Source organism: Desulforamulus profundi (assembly GCF_002607855.1).
Map to the genome: position 1 here is coordinate 21,694 of NZ_AWQQ01000006.1, position 18,612 is coordinate 40,305.

Here is an 18,612-nt window from a genome sequence, read left to right on the forward strand (position 1 = left end):
CTCCATATCTGTCGATATTTGATATTTACTTTTTCTTCGTTAGAGACGATAATTCCTTCATTTTGTAGAAAATAGCTTCTAGGGCTTAGCCTGGTCGTTGTTTAGTTTTTTCAACACTCTACCGATTAATGCTTTGAGCTCCCCGGCACAGCGGCAGTAATTCTCTACGGAGCTACCGTAGGGATCGGAAATATCCCCCGGAACACCGGCATATCCCCCCAGGGTAAAGACTTTGCCCTCGGCATCGGGCAGCAGGTTCAGTATTTGTCTGCGGTGGCTCTCGGTCATGGTCAGCACCAGGTCTGCTTCTTTAACCAACTCGGGGGTCAGGAGGGTAGTCCGGTGATGGGAAAGTTCGATTCCCTGCATTGCCAGGGCCTCTACGGCTTGGTTTGTCGCTTTCTCCCCGGGGCAGGCCAGTGTACCGGCAGAAATAAACCGCAGCCCCCTGATCTCCATTTCCAATGCCATTGTCCTGGCCAGCGCTTCCGCCATGCTGCTGCGGCAGGTATTTCCTGTGCATACAAAAAGGACTTTCTTTTCCATCGCTTGCATTCCTCCGGTGGTAGTATTCCCAGGGCCGGTAAGTACAATAAGAAAAACTGCCCAAAATTGTCGTGGACAGTTACTTTTTCGATTTAAAAATCCGGTTAACCTCTTAGACGGGTATTTTTGCATAGGATGTATTAAAAAGACTGTTATTACTTGACAGGACTCCTGGAATATGTAAATAATATAAGTGGGAATACTAATAACTAATAAACGGTGTGGGTGCCTCACTACCGAGGTTTTCATTTTAGGCCCTTGAAATTGTTCGCAGCAATTTCAAGGGTTTTCCACTACTTACCTGGTTATTTCAGTGAGACGACAAGGTTGAGCAGAAGTAAGATGGCAATTACTATTTGTATGGCATCTGATATGGTGATCATTTCCGCCCCACCCCCTTTTGAGAATAATATCCTCGGTAGGTGAGGCCCGTTTTATGTTATTATGTATTCCCGTTGTTATTTTACCATATCTTTCTGCGCAACAAGCAATTTTTCCTCAATATTCCTTAAAAAAACAACTTAACGCCGATTCCTGTCAAAATAACTCCCCCACCAACTGTGCTTTGTCGCCGATCCACCCCCCGACATACTTGCCCAGGGTAAGCCCGGCCAGGGTCATAGCCCCCGCCACCAGACCGATGATTCCAGCGGCCAGTACAAGAGAAACCTGCTGGGTTCCCAGGGTAAAACCGACGCTAAGGGCATCCATACTGACACTGGCGGACAGCAGAAGCAGTCCACCGGTGTTGGTGATGACAAATTGAGGTTCTTCAATGCCGGGCTTCAAAGCATCCCAAACCATTTTCACTCCCAGGTAGACCAGCAGCAGGGCACCGGCAATAGAAGCCGCCTGGCCCACTTTGCTTCCCAGAAAACCTCCCACATACCAGCCCAACAGGGGCATGAAGATGTGAAAAACCAGAATGGTCAGGCTGATCATCGCAATTTGCCGGCGGGTAACCCCGGCCATGCCAATGCCTACACATAAAGAAAAAGCATCTGACCCTAAAGCCACGGCCAGAGCCAGGAGAGTAAACAGAGTCAAAGTAACACATCCTTTTTTAGCTTATGGGTAGTTTTTTGGGGTCGGACCATTGGCCATTTATGGGTCATCCTAATAGTATTCCCCTAGCACTTCACAATTTCCGAAGCGGCACGGCGCAGGCGGTTCATTACTGCAAGCCCAATCCCTTTGGTTTCAATGCCTTCAGCCAGAATGATATCGACTTGCAGCCGATCAAATTCTCTCAACCGGCCAAAGAGTAAAGCGGCAGCGCCGGAAGGGGTTTTTCTGCGGCCCATGGTAAGTATCTTTGCTTGCCCGGAATAACCGGCGGCACTTTCCTCGGTGGCCAGCACACCAACCCGTTTGCCCATGGCGGACAATTCCTCCGCACGGCAAGACAGGGCTTTCCGTACTTTTTCCGGTTCCCCCTCAAAAAGAATCACCGGCGCTGCCGGGGCATAGTGAATGTATTTCATGCCTGGGGAACGAGGCGCCTGGTCCTTGGGCAACTTCTCTCCTAGCACGGAGGGATCAAGGGTTACATTTTTCAGAACCCGGGCCAGTTGCTCGTGGGTAACTCCGCCGGGACGTAAAATAACCGGGCAAGGACCGGTTATGTCCAGAACGGTGGATTCCAAACCCAGGCCGGCAGGTCCCCCGTCCAGGATGGCGTCCACTCTCCCCTCTAAATCGGTCCGGACATGGGCCGCGGTGGTGGGACTGGGGCGGCCGGACCGATTGGCGCTGGGGGCCGCTATGGGTAAGCCCGCAGCTTTAATCAGGGCTAACGCCACCGGGTGATCGGGCATCCTTATGGCCACTGTGCCCAACCCTCCGGTCACCTGTTGCGGAATTTCCCCGCCCTTGGGGACTATCAGTGTTAACGGCCCGGGCCAGAATTGTTCAATCAAAAGCAAGGCCTCCGGGGACAGGCTTCGGCTGAGCCGGTGGGCCATCTCCAGGTCGGCCACATGCAATATCAAGGGATTGTCCGAGGGCCTGCCTTTGGCCCGGTAGATACCGGCCACAGCCTCACCGTCCAGACCGTTGGCGCCAAGGCCGTAGACCGTTTCTGTGGGAAAGGCCACCAGGCCTCCTTTTTTTATGATTTCTGCCGCCCGGGCAATGATTTCCGGATCAGGGTTGTTGGGGTCAAGTTTCCACACCCGGGTAGTGATGTTTTCCATAAGTATGCATCTCCGTCCTTACGGAGGAATTATATCATGTTTTTTTGCACTGCGCAGCACTGCGCTATTCGCTATTAGGTGTTCGCTTTTCGCTGTTAGTTTTTGATTTGCCGGTGTTTCTTCATATGGCTAATAGTTATCGTCGAATCATAAGTACCTGGAATATAGTTGTCCCATAAGCGAATAGGATTATAAAGAGGACTTTGGACTGTCTCCAAGGGTATGTCCGGGGTAAAATCTAATGCGCATAGCGAATGGCGAACAGCAGGATCCCAAAGGAATACCCTTAAGCACAGGAGGAGTAAACGGTGGATTTCTGGTTGTATTTCTGGTCCGCCCTGGGAATCGGGGCTTTGCATGCACTGGAACCGGGCCACGGCAAAAGTATTATGGGGGCCTACTTAATTATGTCCCGGGGAAGGTCACGGGATGCTGTACTCCTGGGTCTGACTTCGGCCATTACGCACACCCTGGTGATTGTTGTTATGGCAGTGATGGCCCACTCGGCTACGGCATTTGCCATGTCCAATACCACCGTGCCGCAGGACCGCGTGGAAATCTGGCTGAAATTGATTTCCGGAGCCATTATCATTTTTGTCGGGCTGCGGATGATGCTGCGAAAAAATGATTCCTGCAGTTGTGGCTGCGGGTCTCAACAGTACCGAAAGTTTTCCGTAAAATATTTCAGTCAGCCCAAGGGCAACTTGCTGGATGTCCTGATGCTGGGCTTTACCAACGGCCTGATGCCCTGCCCCAGCGCCCTGGCGGTGCTGCTGCTTTCGGTCAGCAGCGGGGCGATGCTTAGTGGGCTGGCCCTGGTCTTTGCCTTTGGCGTCGGCGGGGCCATTGCACTGGTGGCCGTCGGGTTGGTCTTCGTTAAGCTGTCCTCTTTCACGGGAACGCTTTTTGAACGGGGACCTTCCGCCTGCTGCCCCGTCTCAGCGGGCTTCTGATCACCGTCATCGGGGGATTGACATCCTACAGCGCCTTGACAAAAATCGCTTCCTAAGAAAAATAAGGCCGGAAGGGGATTTCCTCCTTCCGGCCCGGTAAACTAAGGGCGTTTTTAATGCTATATACCGTTCAGTTTAAAGACCAGGGTGGCAGCCATTTTCCGTTCCGGGAAGCCGCAGTCCTTCTGCTGTTTAAATTGGTTTTTGTTTTTTTCCGCCACCACCAGCCGCTCACGGCCTGCAAGATCTAACTTTATTTCCGTTTGCCACAGGTCGGGAGGTAAAATCTTACTGGCGGGTTCGCCCTGTCCCGGGCCGATTTCCATTAGCAGCAGTCCGCCTGGTTTCAGAAAACTGTAGGCCATGGGAATCAGGAGGCGGTAAAGGTCTAAACCGTCAATTCCCCCGTCCAGGGCCAGGTGGGGTTCGAAGTCCTTGACGTCGCTCATAAGTCCGGGGATGTCGCCGCTGGGGATGTAGGGAAGGTTAGCAGTCATTACGCTGATTCTTCCCTTCATTTCCAAAGGCATCGGTTTTAGCAGGTTTCCCTGCCTGAAGTGTATTCTGTCCTCAACCCGGTGAAGCCGGGCATTTTGTTTGGCTATTTCCAATGCCTCATTTGAGAGGTCTATAGCCCAGACCTGCAGTCCGGGAACCAAGTAAGCCAGGCTTGCTGCGATGGCACCACTGCCGGTCCCCACATCCACGGCCAGAGGGTTCCCCTTATCGCTTTTTTTAAGATACTCCAGAGCGGTTTCTACCATCAGTTCGGTGTCCGGGCGGGGTATTAAAACGGCAGGCGTAACGATAAAATCCAGGCCCATAAATTCCTTGCACCCGGTTAAGTAGGCTACCGGTTCCCCCCAGGCCCGCCTGTCCAGGAGACTCCTATATTGTTGTTGCTGCTCAGCTGTAAGCGCTCGATCTCCCTGCAGGAGTAAGCCCGTCCGGTCCATCCCGGTAACCTTGGACAATAACACCTGGGCATCCAGGTTAGCGGACTGGATATTATGTAAGTTTAAAAATTCCCGTCCCATGATAAGGGCATCTCTAATTTGCATGGTACACCTCACGGGATATACTTTGCAATTCAAGCGGGGACGGTTCTTGACTTGAATTGGTGTATACACCAATTCAAGTCAAGAACCGTCCCCAACTTGAAGTCCCCTTGGCCTATTCCTGCTCCGCTTTCAGGCGCTCGGCCTGGTCGGTGGTAATGAGGGCTTCGATGATTTCGTCCAAGTCGCCCTGCAGCACGTATTCCAGGCGGTGTACCGTCAGGCCGATGCGGTGATCGGTGATGCGGTTTTGGGGGAAGTTGTAGGTGCGGATGCGCTCGCTGCGGTCGCCGCTGCCCACCATGGACTTCCGCGCACCGGCAATGGCCTTTTGCTGTTCCTCCTGGGCTTTATCCAGCAGGCGGGCCCGGAGAACTCGCATGGCCTTGTCTTTGTTCTTATGCTGGGATTTTTCATCCTGGCAGGACACCACTGTGCCGGTGGGGATGTGGGTAATCCGCACGGCGGACTGGGTAGTGTTTACACACTGGCCGCCGGGGCCGCTGGCACAGAACAGGTCGATGCGGATGTCGTTGGGGTTGATTTCAATATCAACCTCTTCCGCTTCCGGCAAAACCGCCACAGTGGCGGCAGAGGTGTGGATGCGGCCGCCGCTTTCGGTGGCGGGCACCCGCTGCACACGGTGCACCCCGCTCTCGAATTTCAGGGTGCTGTAGGCGCCTTTTCCCTCGATGACAAAGGTGACTTCCTTGAAGCCTCCCAGGTCGGTCTCGTTGGCGTCCAGAATTTCGGTGCGCCAGCCCTTCTTCTCTGCGTAGCGGGAGTACATTCTGAACAGGTCGCCGGCAAACAGAGCGGCTTCGTCCCCGCCGGTGCCGCCGCGGATTTCCATGATTACGTTTTTCTCATCGTTGGGGTCCTTGGGCAGCAGCAGGATCTTGAGTTTCTTCTCGTACTCCTCGATTTTACCTGCCAGTTCTTCAACTTCCAGTTCTACCATTTCCCGGAAGTCCGGTTCCAGCTTCTCTTCCAGCATCAGCTTGTTTTCCTGGAGATCGGCCTGGGCTTTCTTATACTGGCGAAAAACATCCACCATTTCTCCCAGATCCGAGTGGGCTTTTACCAGTTGCTGCCACTTGGCCCGGTCGGCCATGACTTCCGGATCACTGATTTGGTTTTCCAGTTGTACGTATTTATCCTCCAGCGCCTGGAGTTTAGCGAACATTGATGTCACCTTCCTTACGGACTGCATTAAAAGCTCTAATCGCCACTTCCACCTGGCTGTTGTCGGGTTCTTTGGTGGTCAGCTTTTGCAGCCAGAGCCCCGGGGCAATAAAGATGCGGCAGAGACCCCTGTCCTGATATTTCCCCGACAGCTTGAGAAGTTCATAGGCTACACCGGCCACCACCGGCAGCAGAAGGATGCGAAAGAAAATTTGGCCGAACAACCCCGAAGCGGTAACTCCGGAGAAAATAACAACCTTTATCAGGATAACGATGAGCAGGAAGCTGGTGCCGCAGCGGGGGTGCAGGGTGGAAAATTTCTGCACTTCCTCCACCGTCAGTTCTTTCCCTGCTTCGTAAGCATTGATAACCTTGTGCTCCGCACCGTGATACATGAAGACCCGCTGGATGTCCTTCATGCGGGACACACCTACCACGTACCCGAGAAAGACCACCAGGCGGATGGCCCCCTCCAGAAGGTTCCGGACAAAGTTGTCCTGGATGGCGGAAGCGGTATAGTAGGTCAACGTGGTGGGGATCACGATAAACAGCACGATGGCCAAACCCAGTGAAATGGCAATGGTTAAAAACAGTTCCCACTTGCTCAGTTTCTCTTCTTCCTCTTCCCCCATGGCCTGCTCGGCCGAAAAGGCCAGTGCTTCGATTCCCATAATGAGGGATTCGAACAGCATGACCACGCCACGAATAAAGGGAAACTTAAGAAACGGGAGCCTCTGGGTAATGGAACCCACCGGCTTTTCATTAATGACGATGGTTTCATCGGGACGGCGCACCGCAATGGCCCGGTTGCCCGGCCCCCGCATCATAACGCCTTCGATGACTGCCTGGCTCCGTATTGAAAAGACATTCTAATCCCCCTTATTTGAGAAGTGAGAGGTGAGAGGTTGGAAGTGAGAATAAGAAACCTCTTTTACTGTCAATCTCATTTCTCCTAATTATTAAATAATCTAGAGGGGCACATAAAGAAATAGCAGAGCCACCGCTCTGCTAACTAAGCTATTTCAAGCCGTATTTCTTACGAAACTTCTCGGCCCGGCCACCAACTTCAATTTGACGCTGAGCCCCGGTGTAGAAGGATGGCAGTTGGAGCAAATTTCAACTTTGATCTCCTTCTTGGTGGAACCAGTCTTAAAGGTGTTTCCACATACACACTTAACTTCTACCTCATTGTAATTGGGATGAATTTTTTCCTTCACTTACAACTCACCTTCTTTCTCCAGCAAATGCAAATGCCTTCGGCATTAACGACTAATAAACACACGACGATATTATAGCACAGAAAAATGTGGCGGGCAAGAGCTGGCTTTGGGGCTTTGGGGTAATTCTTTGAGGTCTGGCCGTCAGCCTTCAGCCCTCAGCTGTCAGCTTTTTTATTAAAGGCTGAAGGATGATGGCCGAGGGCTTGACCCCTAAGGAATACCTGCAAAGATATTTTTTTAAAAATATTATTTCCAAAAAAAGGAATTCCGTAAACAGTGGCGTATAATTAATTACAAATACCATATTATGGTATTTATGATACTCCTGCCTGTCGGAGCCTTCGGTTTGCGGGGATGGGATATACCTCCGCCGGGAGCAGGCAGCTCCACCACTGGCCCGACATTGTTTCGCAGGAATCCCACAACTAAATATTGTTGGTCCTTTGACAGTACCTGCATTGTTGAGGGAGGCGATTCAGATGTGTTCAGCAAAACATTCCCCTGAGACCATCAGGACCATGATATCTTGGCCATCAGGCCCACCCAGCGGACTGTTCAAAGAAGAGGGGTCAGGGGACCCAGGTAATCCAAGGCCACCAACCAGGGAAGAATTAATAAAACTTTTGAAAGGATGTGATGGCTCAGGTGGTAAGCAATACCACCTTTCTTGAAGGGTCTTTTTAGGCAAACTTTAAGAGAAATAATGCCTGCGTTTAAGGCAACCTCTTTTTATTATGTTTTCCCCTTCCTTTTTCTGATCAATATAATTTTCACTTGAAAATCCCAAGGTTATCAACGGTACTGCATTGCCCGGGTAGCCAAGTCGAGGGAAAATGCAGACCTAACGGTTTTAAATTAAGAGACGCCCCCAACCCTGGATAAACATACGGCAAAGACCTTTTCCCTTGTTCTCTGGCGCATGATGCCGGTCGCTATCCGGAGAGCGACCCACAGCGAAGGAATTTAACAAAAACAAGATGATGGGGAAATCAGGGACGGCGTTACGGAGAATTTCATAGTGCAAAAAATTACCCCTATCCATTGGATAGGGGAATTTTTTAGCCAAAAAGTCTTTCTTTCAGGAACAGCATGGGATCCAGCGGAACGCCCTGCCGCAGAATTTCCATGTGCAGGTGAGGACCGGTGGAACGACCGGTATTCCCCACTTCGGCAATGGCCTGGTTTCTGTCTACCAGCTGCCCTTCACGGACCAGCAGTTTTGAACAGTGGGAATACAAGGAACGGATGCCGTTGCCATGATCCAGGATGACTGTCAGACCATAGGTTCCCCTGGGAGCAGACCAAACCACACGACCCTTTTCCGCGGCAACAATGGTTGCCCCTTCACAGGCGCCGATGTCTACCCCTTCATGGGGTCGGTCCCCCCGGATGCCAAAGTGGGAGGTAACCTCCCCGGCCACCGGCCAGGCCCAACCGCCAATTTGAATCCTGCTGGTTTGTCCGGCGGGTTCAGACATCACCTGTTCGGACACTTCACCGGGAATGGTGAGGGTATAACCAATTTTGATGATGTCAGGATTCTTAATCTCATTGGCACTCATTAATTGCTGCAGGGAAATGCCATACTGACCGGCAATATGGGAGAGCGTTTCCCCACCGGCAACCCGGTGATAACGGAACTCTCCGCCGGGGATGGTAAGGGTGCGGCCCACTGCCAGCACGTCCTCCTGGCTCAAATGGTTGGTCCTGGCCAGTTCGTCTATCGAAATACCGGACCGCTCGGCGATACTCCATAAGGTATCCCCGGGACGGACCCGGTATTCCATCTGCACAACGGGGGCTTTACTTACCCTGCAGCCGGTTTTTCCGGGTACTTTACCACTTCCACCTCTCTGGCTATAGGAGGGGTATAGTCTCCCTCCGACATAACTTCATCCAGACGGGCACTGGCAGGCAGTACCCCCAGGGCCGTGCTGGCGATGACAGCAGCCATGGCGATAGCCAGAAAACGTTTTTTATTTATCGAAAGTTTCATGAAAAATCACCTCGTGAGAAGCAAACTGTTAGTAGTTTACCCGAGGTGATGGGAGTGTATACATAATATGGCCTGATATATAACAAAGCTTACGCTTCTCTCACATTCCTGCGTTTATACTGCCGTTTCTGTGCCGGGGCAGGAGTCGGGTCTGGTTCGGTCAATTCGGCGGTTGGGAGCTGGATCCGGGTTCTGGGTTTAAAGTCGCCCAGTACTTCTCCGTTGGCTTTGGTATGTCTCATGCGCTCCAGTAAATTATCCAGGGCCTCTATGGATGTCATGCCGGCGATGACTTTGCGCAGGCTCCAGACGTATTCCAGTTCTTCCTTGGACAGGAGCAAGTCCTCCCGCCGGGTGCCGGAACGCTGGATATCAATGGCGGGGAACAGTCGGCGGTCTGCCAGCTTGCGGTCTAAGATGAGTTCCATATTGCCGGTGCCTTTAAATTCTTCGAAGATCACATCATCCATCCTGCTGCCCGTTTCAACCAGGGCGGTGGCAAGAATGGTGAGCTGCCCCCTTCCTCCACATTGCGGGCTGCGCCAAAGAAACGCTTGGGTTTGTGCAGCGCCGCAGGGTCCACACCACCTGACAGGGTCCTTCCGCTGGGGGGAATGACCAGGTTGTGGGCCCTGGCCAAGCGGGTGATGCTGTCCAAAAGAATGACCACATCCCGGCCGCTTTCCACCAGTCTTTTCGCCCTTTCCAATACCATATCGGAGGCCTTCACATGGTTTTCCGGCGGTTCGTCAAAGGTTGAACTGATGACCTCCGCCTTTACCGACCGCTCAATGTCGGTAACTTCCTCGGGTCTCTCATCGATTAACAGGATAAATAATTCAATTTCGGGGTGATTGGTGGTGATGCTGTTGGCGATTTCTTTGATCAGGACGGTTTTGCCTGCTTTGGGTGGGGCAACAATCAGACCTCGTTGGCCTTTGCCGATGGGTGCAATGAGGTCAATAACCCTGGCTGAAATCCTGTCGGGGCGGGTTTCCAACCGGATACGTTTCTGGGGGTACAGGGGTGTGAGGCCGGCGAAGTGCATCCGTTCCGCTGCCAGTTCGGGGTTGGCGCCGTTAACCTGTTCTACCCTTAGGAGTCCGTAGTATCGCTCGTTATCCTTTGGCTTTCTTACCTGGCCATACACCATGTCGCCGGTTCTCAAATCAAACCTTCTGATTTGGGAGACCGAAACATAAATGTCATCATTGCTGGGTACATAGGTAGACGGCCTCAAAAAACCGTAGCCGTCGGGCAAAATCTCCAGAACCCCGCCGGCGTAGGAGACACCGCTTTGTTTGCTCTGCAGTTTGGAGATCTCGAAAACGATCTCTTTCTTCCGTAATTTATAGTAGCCGGGAATTTCCAGCTCCCGGGCAATGGCATATAATTCCCGCATGGTTTTGGCTTCTAATTCGGCCTGTTTGTTGACAGGCTTATCATTCTCAGGCAAGTACACTCCACCTTTAAAACTGTTTTTTACTTTTTTCTAATTAACTTTATAACCAGGGCTATCCTGTTTTATTCACAGCATTCACTAGCCCTAGTTTTTTTTTAATGACCTTTTGCCGGGCCTCTAAAAATTTAACCGCGGTGAAATAGACCAAAAAACTGGCTATCAGGCATTGATGACACTGCCAACGAGAAAGGGAAAACCAAGGGCTTTAATTTTTAAAATGGCTTTCGTAAAAATGGGAACACTCTGTGCAAGTTTAGGGGTAATGGGGGAAGGCACGGTTCCAACCAGGAGTTTGCCCATAAAAATGTTCAGGGTGAAAAACAAGGGGACAACGGGTTTAAAAAGACAAACCGTCAGGGTGGCAGCCACTGCATGTACCCGCACAAGTTTTGCCACGAGAAAAGACAGCGGAATGCTGATAAAGGGAACAGGTAAAAAGTCAAAGGCGACGCCGAGCGCAATTCCCTGCGCCACCTTTTGAGGCGCTTCCGGGAGGTTTAGGAGCCGGTGGTACGAATCCTTACATGCGTCCTTACATTTGCAGAAGAGCTTGCTTATGATATTTGCCACCTCAAAATCCTCCTGAAAAATCAGAAAAAAGCCTGGCCCGGCTGTGCCTTGGGATAGCCAAGCGTTTAAGCACAGAAGCCTTAGCTTTTTTATGCTTCTTTAAGCAAGACAACCCTTTCACGGGTTTGGCGAACTGTGTCACACGCCATTTTCAGTATATCGCAGGGGAGCGGATTGGTCAATAGTCGGCCAGGGGACGGGATTTGGGGTCCGGTTGTTAGACTATGGGGTATTTCCCTGGGGTCCTGTTGCTAGACTTTTAGGTGCTTCTTTGGGGTCTTGTATTATAAGGATTTATACTAGACCCGAAAGAAATGCCTGTTAGGCTAACAACAGGGCCCATTAGAAATACCCGTAAGTCTAACAACTGGACCCGTAAGGAATACCTATCAGTCGAGACTCGTAAGCCCTACCCTTTAGCCTGCAGTTTGGCCCAGTCTGCCAGGAAGGCGTCGATGCCTTTGTCCGTCAGGGGGTGTTTGGTCATTTGCAGGAGGACTTTGTAGGGTATGGTGGCAATATGGGCGCCGGCCTTGGCGGACTGCAGCACATGGAGCGGGTGCCTTATGCTGGCTGAGATGATCTGAGTGTCCAGGCCGTAGTTATCAAAAATTTCTACGATGTCGTAAATCAATGCTATGCCGTCGTGGCCGATATCATCCAGGCGGCCCACAAAGGGACTGACGTAGGTGGCGCCGGCCCGGGCGGCCAGCAGGGCCTGGTTGGCGGAGAACACCAGGGTTACGTTTGTTTTAATGCCCTTTTCAGCACAGGCCTTGGTGGCTTTTAAGCCTTCGGCCGTCATCGGAATCTTAATGACAATGTTGGGGTGGATGTCTGCCAGTTCCACCGCTTCCTTAATCATTCCTTCAGCCTCCAGACTGATGACTTCCGCACTGATGGGACCGTCAACAAGGGAGGTTATTTCCTTTACCACTTCCGCAAAATCGCGCCCCTCCCGGGCAATGAGAGAGGGATTGGTAGTAACGCCCGATATGACTCCCAGGGAATTGGCAGCACGAATTTCGTCGACATTGGCTGTATCAAGAAATAGGAGCATGGTTATACCTCCCGGTAGCTTATTCTGTATTTCTTTGGGGTGGGTTAGCCTTTAGGGTGGTTAGCCTATGGGGTATTTCTCTGGGGTGCTGTTGCTAGACTCTTTGGTGCTTCTTTGGGGTCTTGTGATGTAAGGATTTGTACTAGACCCGAAAGCTCGACCCTTAAGCCCGTCCTGCACTCCCAAATACACGGATCTTCTCCCGAATCACCTGGGTGGCGGCTTCCCGGGCGGGGCCGAGGACTTTGCGGGGGTCGATTTCTTTGGGGTTGTTGTCCAGCACCTGGCGGCAGGCGACGGTAAAAGCCTCCCGGATGTTGGTGTCAATGTTCACCTTGCGGACGCCCAGGCGGATGGCCTCCTGGACCGCTTCGTCAGGAACGCCGGAGGAGCCGTGCAGCACGATGGGAATCTTGACCAGGCTGACGATTTTCTCCAAGCGGGGAAAATCCAATTGAGGAATCCCTTTATACTGGCCGTGGGCGGTGCCGATGGCCACAGCCAGGGAATCTACGCCGGTCTTTTCCACAAAATATCTTGCTTCTTCGGGATCGGTAAAGAAGGCGTCCCTTTCGTCCACATGAATATCGTCTTCGGTGCCGCCGATTTTGCCCAGCTCCGCTTCTACAGAAACCCCGGTGGCCCGGGCAACTTCCAGCACCTTGTTAGTGAGTGCGATGTTTTCCTCCAGGGGGAATTTGGACCCGTCGATCATTACCGAGGTAAAGCCCACCCGGATGCACTTCATGCACTGCTCAAAGCTGGTGCCGTGGTCCAGGTGCAGGGCCACCGGCACGGTGGACTGGCTGGCTGCCAAACTGGCCAGGGCATAGATATACTCAATGCCTGCATATTTGATAGCACCCTGGCTGGCCTGCATAATAACCGGCGCCTTCTCGCTTCGGCCGCTGCTAAAATGGCTTGTACAAGTTCCATGTTGTTGACGTTAAAGGCGCCTACGGCATATTTGCCCTCTTCCGCCCTTTTTAATAATTCTTTTACCGGAACTAATGGCATTTTATAAACCTCCTTGAACAAAATAAAAAGCCCGGACCGCGTCCGAGCCGACGAACTGGTGCCAAGCTGTCTTTAGGAACCATATTCCCCGGCGGGGCTTAGCGGTTGACTCCCGGTTAACGGTCAAAAACAGTATGACCAGAGTTACCCGGAATTATGTTTCTAAGATTGTTTATTCCGCCTGCGCCGTGCCTTTTTTGTAAGTTTAGGGGTATTGGAAAAACTGTCCAAACACTTGAAACCATGTTGGGCCAGTTCAATGGTATCCACCTGTTGTATGACTTTGAGGTCTTCTTCGGTTTCGGCATATACAATGTTAATGCTGTCGCATTCTTTGCAGTGCAGTTCCAACCGGTCCAGAAAAACGTCCACTTCAATGCGGGTATTGCCGCACTGGCAGTACAGTCCGCCGTTATCGGCAATTTCCTGCAGGCATTGCATCACCTGATGCATCACCCTGGGATTATTAAAGTATTCGTCGTATACCAACTCGTCCATCAGGGTCTCCAGACCTGTATCCAGTGATTCTGCCAGTGCCTCCACATCCTCCGCCCGGCCGATAAATCCCAGCTCCAGGCCGGATTCCGGACAGGTAAGGCAAATGGTTTCCTGACCCCACAGCCGAACCCCGGATATTTCCCGGATGTGTTTGGTCTCACAGAACACGCAGGGTATTTGCAACCAGTAGGCTGCCGGGCGGCCTGCTGACAACACCCAGCAGGAAAGCCCCACAGGAACAGCTTATTTGCAGCTTACCCCGGCCTGAAAGGGCAAAGCGTGAGAGGTTATGAAATTCTAATGCGCCGCACTCTGGACAACGAATGCCCAATGTGGTGACAGTGGTTATAAGCACCTCTATAACCTCCTCTTTGCCATAAAGAGTTCGCCACCGGTGAGTAAATTCCTTTTTTTTTGAATGAAATACCAGTTACAAAGGCCTAGCTGATACCCGCCTGAATCTCCTTCATATCTCTGCTTTCTGCCAGGATGCCTTTGACTAAAACCCGCACGTCATCCAAATCAAAGGGCTTGCTGAGGTAATGTTTTACACCTAAACTTTTGGTTTGCGCAATAATGTCCATGTCGCCATAGGCTGTCATCATCACCACCGGCAGTTGACCGTAGAGCTTGCGAATTTCCTGCAGGGTTTCAAAACCGGTCATTCCCGGCATTTTAATGTCGAGCAGCACCAGTGAGGGCAGGGTACCGGATAGAATTTTCAAGGCCTCTGCGCCGCCACCGGCCATTTTAACGATGTAGCCTTCGTTCGCCAGCGCTTCAAATAGTAATCGCCTTACTCCCACCTGGTCATCCACTATAAGAACATCGATCGTGCCATTACCCATTTTATTCAGTACCCCCTAGCTTCATACAGCGTGGTGTATGATAACTTTTCGACATCAAGGGGACAATACCTGTTCTATGGCATCAAATATCTTTCAATATTTTTCCAGAGGTATGACCAATCTACCAGGACGGGGGCATAAAGGCAGACATGGCCGACATCAAGCCAACCATGGTGATAACGGCCAGCACGATGACCGCCAGCACCGGCGTAAAGATAACCGCCAGGGCCCTGCCTGTGCTTAAACGGTGGGCTTCCCGGAGGCCGATGGTTAACAGGATAACTCCCCAGATGAGAACAATAAGGCTTCCCAGGGTGTTTACCCCTGCGGCAGCGGAGGGTGAAATCAGGGTGGTTAAAACACCAATGGGGATCAAAAAGACTTCCGGCAGACCGGCCAGGCCATAAACCACAAATACCGTCCGGGCCTCTCCCCGTCCACCGTAGAAGTCCGCCAGCAGGTGCAGCAGGCACTGTAGAAGAACCATTTAACGAAGTAGAAAATGGCCCCCAGCATGGCTAAAACGGGAGCCGCCACCCGCAGTGCCTGTGAAAAGATCATGCATGGTCAAAGGGCAAGCCCATTTCCAGCCCTAAATTGGACGGTCCTCCCTGGGCATGGGTATAGAGACTGGTCAGCAAACCTGCCAGGGATAATAGAATAACAATAATCAGGGTGGTGCCCAGGGGAGGGTTTTGTACAACCCGCTTCATGGTTGGCACCGGGTCGAACAGAACTCCGTAAATAATCTCATAAGCCTTCAGGGGTGGCAGCGCCGGTTCCGCCTCCATCTGGATGCCTTCTGCTCCTTCCGGAGGGACTGCCGGTTCCAGTGTTGCAGGTACGCTGCCGTTTTTCCATGTTTCTTCTCCGGACGGGGGTAAATCAAACCGCTCCGGTGGTGCCGGGTTGTCTTCCGGTCCCCTGCCAGGATGGGACTGTTCCGGTTGATGATCTTTTAATTCGCTCAAAGTGGTTCCCTCCCCCTTATCGGACTTCTGTCTTCAGCGGCAGTACGGACGGGTCCGGCATCAGGAGAAGTCCTTCCAGGGGGAAAGACAGAATGGTACCCCTGCCTTGAATGCTTCCAAAGAACTGCTGCCAGAAGGTCTGCTCACCGGTCATGTCTACCAGCTCCGGCTCTCCTTTAATGCCGGCCAGGTCGGCGGTAATCTTTACAGCTCGGTAAAGTCTCCCAATTCGTCCACCAGGCCCAGGGATTTGGCCTGTTTTCCGGTATAGATTCTCCCGTCGGCCAGCTGCCTTACCCTGGCAACATCCATTTTCCTGCCTTCGGCCACCACTTTAACAAAGTCTTCATAGGTATCGTTGACCAGGCTCTGGAAGATCCGGCGTTGCTCCGGGGACAGGTCTCTGTAGGTGGCCCCCATGTCTTTGTTGGGTCCTGTTTTAAAGCTATCGACTTCTACACCTAATTTGTTGTAGAGCTCCTGCAGGTTGGTAAGCTCCAAAATGACACCGATGCTGCCGGTGAAGGTGCCGGGATTGGCCACAATTTTATCTGCCTTGCAGGAGATCCAGTACCCGCCGGAGGCAGCCATCTCGCCCATGACCGCCACCACTTTTTTGCCGGACTGGCGGACCCTGTCTACCTCACGGCCGATCTCGTCAGAACCGACAACCGTACCGCCTCCCGTGTTTAATTTGAGTATGACTGCCTTAATATCCGGGTTCTCCCGGGCTTCTTTCAGGTCGCTGACAATTCTGTCGGCGGCCGCCACGCCGGAGGCCCCGAATCCACCCGGGGCAGAGGAAACGATCATCCCTTCAATATGTACCACAGCAATTTTTTCCCCTGCTCCTTCCCTTCGGGGCACCCCGGCATTGCCTCTGAATGCTACGGCAGCTGCCAGGGAGAAAAGGACGATGCCGATGATAATTCCAGCGATTAGTTTTTTGCGCAAAGATATCACTCCTTTGGGGTATTTCTTTGGGGTCAAGCTACAGGCATTTGGTCTTGTAGGTTTTTAGCTTACCTGTTTATCTTACTCCATGAAGGTAAAAAAATACCTCGTAAAAAATAAAGCTTTGGTAAATAACCAAAGCTGCCGTTTGAGAGGTGGGAAGTGAGAGGTGGGAAGTGAGAGTCTTAACCTCATCTCTGTTTCTCACTTCCAACTTCTCACTTCTCACATCTCATCTTTATCGCCGCTCCCACGAAATCCCTAAATACCGGATGCGGGCGGTTGGGTCGGGATTTGAATTCCGGGTGAAATTGGGTGGCCAGGAACCAGGGATGCTCGGGTAATTCTACGATTTCCACCAGTTTGCCGTTGGGTAGGGTGCCGCTGAAGACCATGCCGGCCTGGGCCAGCTCTGCACGATATTCGTTGTTTAATTCGTAACGGTGGCGGTGGCGTTCATAGATGATTTCCTCACCGTAGGCCTGGTAGGCCAATGTCCCAGGCACCAGTTTGCAGGGATAGGCTCCCAGCCGCATGGTGCCGCCCATTTTATCCAGATCCTTTTGTTCCGGCAACAAATCGATCACCGGGTACTGGCAGTGGGGGTTAAACTCAGCGCTGTTGGCATCCTGCCAGCCCATCACCGCACGGGAAAATTCCACCACGGCCAGCTGCATGCCCAGGCAAATGCCCAGGAAGGGAATCTTATTCTCACGGGCGTACTTGATGGCATTAATCTTTCCTTCAATGCCCCGGTCTCCAAAGCCGCCGGGCACCAGGATGCCATCCACACCCTGCAGCAGTTGTTCCGCCGGTACCTTCTCCAACTCCTCGGAATTCACCCAGCGGATCTCCACACCGGAATTGTGATGCAGCCCGGCATGGCGCAAGGCCTCGGCCACGCTGAGATAAGCATCCGGCAGGGCAACATATTTACCCACCAGGGCGATGGTGGTGGTGGACCCCAGATTCTTCATCCGGTTTACCATGTCCCGCCAGCCGTTCATATCGGCTTCCCCGCACTGCAGGCTGAAGCGTTCCACGGCGATATCGTCCAGGCCCTCCAATTCCATCTGCAGGGGAACTTCATAAATGGAAAAAGCATCCACTGCCTGAATCACCGCTTCTTTATCGATGTCGCAGAACAGGGCCAGCTTTTCTTCCATTTCCTTGGGGAAGGGTTTCTCGGTCCGGCAAACAATGACATCCGGCTGAATGCCAAGCTTCTCAGCTCTTTTACCGAGTGTTGGGTGGGTTTGGTTTTAAACTCATTGGCCATTCTCAGGTAGGGCATTAATGTCACGTGGATATACATGACATTGTCCCGGCCCAGATCGGTGCGCAGCTGGCGGATGGCCTCCAGGAAGGGCAGAGACTCAATGTCCCCCACGGTGCCGCCGATCTCGGTAATCACCACGTCGGCATCCAGTTCCCGGGCCATGCGCAGGACCCGGTCTTTAATCTCATTGGTAATATGAGGAATCACCTGAACGGTGCCTCCCAGGTAATCGCCCCGGCGCTCTTTGCTGATGACCGACCAGTAAATGCCGCCGGCAGTCACATTACTGGTTTTGTTCAAGTTGGTATCAATAAACCGCTCGTAGTGCCCCAAGTCCAGGTCAGTTTCGGCACCGTCTTCGGTGACAAAAACTTCGCCGTGCTGGTAAGGACTCATGGTCCCCGGGTCGACGTTAATATATGGGTCCAGTTTTTGGATTGCGACTTTCAGCCCACGGCTTTTCAGTAATCGCCCCAAGGAAGCCGCTGTAATACCCTTACCCAGGGATGACACCACTCCGCCGGTCACAAAAATAAACTTGGCCATGGTTGCCTCCTGTCAAAATCAGTTGAATTTTGGCTGCCTATCCCATTCTAACGACCGGGACATGTCCTGTCAATAGCTTAACGCATCCAACCAAAGCGCATTGCCAGCATGTAACCTAAGAATAAGCCCACAATGCCCATCACCCCACCCAGGGTGGGCGGCGCCGGGATCGGCAGTTTTAGTTTTGCAAAAAGGAGGCCCACCGCAAAACCGGTTGCGGTGGACAATAGAATTTCTTTCATCGGAACCTTCTC

The 18,612-nt window shown here is 52.2% G+C and carries 17 protein-coding genes and 6 pseudogenes; 1 reads left to right on the forward strand and 22 read right to left on the reverse strand.

Going from position 1 to position 18,612, the window contains the following annotated elements:
* Positions 1-78 precede the first annotated feature (78 nt).
* From P378_RS00545 to P378_RS00555, 3 genes and pseudogenes are all read right to left on the reverse strand, one after another.
* Positions 79-546, reverse strand: coding sequence for a low molecular weight protein arginine phosphatase (locus P378_RS00545; RefSeq protein WP_099081906.1), 468 nt, complete (start codon positions 544-546; stop codon positions 79-81).
* 508 nt (positions 547-1,054) lie between these two features.
* A pseudogene (locus tag P378_RS00550) lies at positions 1,055-1,593 on the reverse strand (manganese efflux pump MntP).
* A gap of 83 nt (positions 1,594-1,676) precedes the next feature.
* Positions 1,677-2,741, reverse strand: a complete 1,065-nt coding sequence (locus P378_RS00555; RefSeq protein WP_099081907.1) for an L-threonylcarbamoyladenylate synthase — start codon at positions 2,739-2,741, stop codon at positions 1,677-1,679.
* Positions 2,742-3,049: 308 nt separating this feature from the next.
* Here P378_RS00555 and P378_RS00560 point away from each other — a divergent pair, with 308 nt between their 5' ends.
* Complete coding sequence (locus P378_RS00560; RefSeq protein WP_238472672.1) at positions 3,050-3,694, forward strand: HoxN/HupN/NixA family nickel/cobalt transporter; 645 nt, start codon at positions 3,050-3,052, stop codon at positions 3,692-3,694.
* Positions 3,695-3,813: 119 nt separating this feature from the next.
* Here P378_RS00560 and prmC read toward each other — a convergent pair whose 3' ends face one another.
* The 19 genes and pseudogenes from prmC to P378_RS00640 form a co-directional block, all read right to left on the reverse strand.
* A complete protein-coding gene (gene prmC / locus P378_RS00565) occupies positions 3,814-4,755 on the reverse strand; it encodes a peptide chain release factor N(5)-glutamine methyltransferase (protein ID WP_099081908.1) in 942 nt (313 codons plus the stop codon).
* Between the two features lie 112 nt (positions 4,756-4,867).
* The gene (prfA, locus tag P378_RS00570; protein WP_099081909.1) at positions 4,868-5,938 is read right to left on the reverse strand and encodes a peptide chain release factor 1; all 1,071 of its coding nucleotides are present in this window, start codon (positions 5,936-5,938) and stop codon (positions 4,868-4,870) included.
* A pseudogene (locus P378_RS00575) lies at positions 5,928-6,805 on the reverse strand (DUF1385 domain-containing protein). Before P378_RS00575 ends, prfA begins: the two are co-directional and overlap by 11 nt.
* A 149-nt stretch (positions 6,806-6,954) precedes the next feature.
* Positions 6,955-7,154 (reverse strand): annotated as a pseudogene (rpmE, locus tag P378_RS00580) (50S ribosomal protein L31).
* 1,061 nt (positions 7,155-8,215) lie between these two features.
* Positions 8,216-8,944, reverse strand: coding sequence for a peptidoglycan DD-metalloendopeptidase family protein (locus P378_RS00585; RefSeq protein WP_099081911.1), 729 nt, complete (start codon positions 8,942-8,944; stop codon positions 8,216-8,218).
* 20 nt (positions 8,945-8,964) lie between these two features.
* A complete protein-coding gene (locus P378_RS00590; RefSeq protein WP_099081912.1) occupies positions 8,965-9,153 on the reverse strand; it encodes a hypothetical protein in 189 nt (62 codons plus the stop codon).
* An 89-nt stretch (positions 9,154-9,242) separates the two neighbouring features.
* A pseudogene (gene rho / locus P378_RS00595) lies at positions 9,243-10,555 on the reverse strand (transcription termination factor Rho).
* A 219-nt stretch (positions 10,556-10,774) separates the two neighbouring features.
* Positions 10,775-11,185 carry a DUF2062 domain-containing protein gene (locus tag P378_RS00600; protein WP_238472673.1) on the reverse strand — a complete coding sequence of 137 codons (411 nt, stop codon included), beginning with the start codon at positions 11,183-11,185 and terminating at the stop codon, positions 10,775-10,777.
* Between the two features lie 409 nt (positions 11,186-11,594).
* Entirely contained in the window at positions 11,595-12,245 is a 651-nt protein-coding gene (gene fsa / locus P378_RS00605; protein ID WP_099081913.1) for a fructose-6-phosphate aldolase, read from the reverse strand.
* Between the two features lie 163 nt (positions 12,246-12,408).
* Positions 12,409-13,262, reverse strand: a pseudogene (locus P378_RS00610) (class II fructose-1,6-bisphosphate aldolase).
* Between the two features lie 162 nt (positions 13,263-13,424).
* Complete coding sequence (locus tag P378_RS00615; RefSeq protein ID WP_238472674.1) at positions 13,425-13,943, reverse strand: hypothetical protein; 519 nt, start codon at positions 13,941-13,943, stop codon at positions 13,425-13,427.
* A complete protein-coding gene (locus tag P378_RS20320; protein WP_238472675.1) occupies positions 13,918-14,115 on the reverse strand; it encodes a hypothetical protein in 198 nt (65 codons plus the stop codon). Before P378_RS20320 ends, P378_RS00615 begins: the two co-directional genes overlap by 26 nt.
* 85 nt (positions 14,116-14,200) lie before the next feature.
* A complete protein-coding gene (locus tag P378_RS00620; RefSeq protein ID WP_099081914.1) occupies positions 14,201-14,608 on the reverse strand; it encodes a response regulator in 408 nt (135 codons plus the stop codon).
* Positions 14,609-14,729: 121 nt separating this feature from the next.
* On the reverse strand, positions 14,730-15,095 hold the full coding sequence (locus P378_RS20325; protein ID WP_238472676.1) for a YIP1 family protein: 366 nt from the start codon (positions 15,093-15,095) through the stop codon (positions 14,730-14,732).
* A 70-nt stretch (positions 15,096-15,165) separates the two neighbouring features.
* Entirely contained in the window at positions 15,166-15,579 is a 414-nt protein-coding gene (locus tag P378_RS20330) for a hypothetical protein (RefSeq protein WP_238472677.1), read from the reverse strand.
* Between the two features lie 16 nt (positions 15,580-15,595).
* Positions 15,596-15,733: a hypothetical protein gene (locus tag P378_RS20335; RefSeq protein ID WP_238472678.1), complete on the reverse strand. Its 138-nt coding sequence runs from the start codon at positions 15,731-15,733 to the stop codon at positions 15,596-15,598.
* A 50-nt stretch (positions 15,734-15,783) separates the two neighbouring features.
* Positions 15,784-16,533, reverse strand: a complete 750-nt coding sequence (sppA, locus tag P378_RS00630; protein ID WP_238472679.1) for a signal peptide peptidase SppA — start codon at positions 16,531-16,533, stop codon at positions 15,784-15,786.
* Between the two features lie 218 nt (positions 16,534-16,751).
* Positions 16,752-18,358, reverse strand: a pseudogene (locus tag P378_RS00635) (CTP synthase).
* Positions 18,359-18,435: 77 nt separating this feature from the next.
* Entirely contained in the window at positions 18,436-18,600 is a 165-nt protein-coding gene (locus tag P378_RS00640; protein ID WP_099081915.1) for a XapX domain-containing protein, read from the reverse strand.
* Positions 18,601-18,612 lie beyond the last annotated feature (12 nt).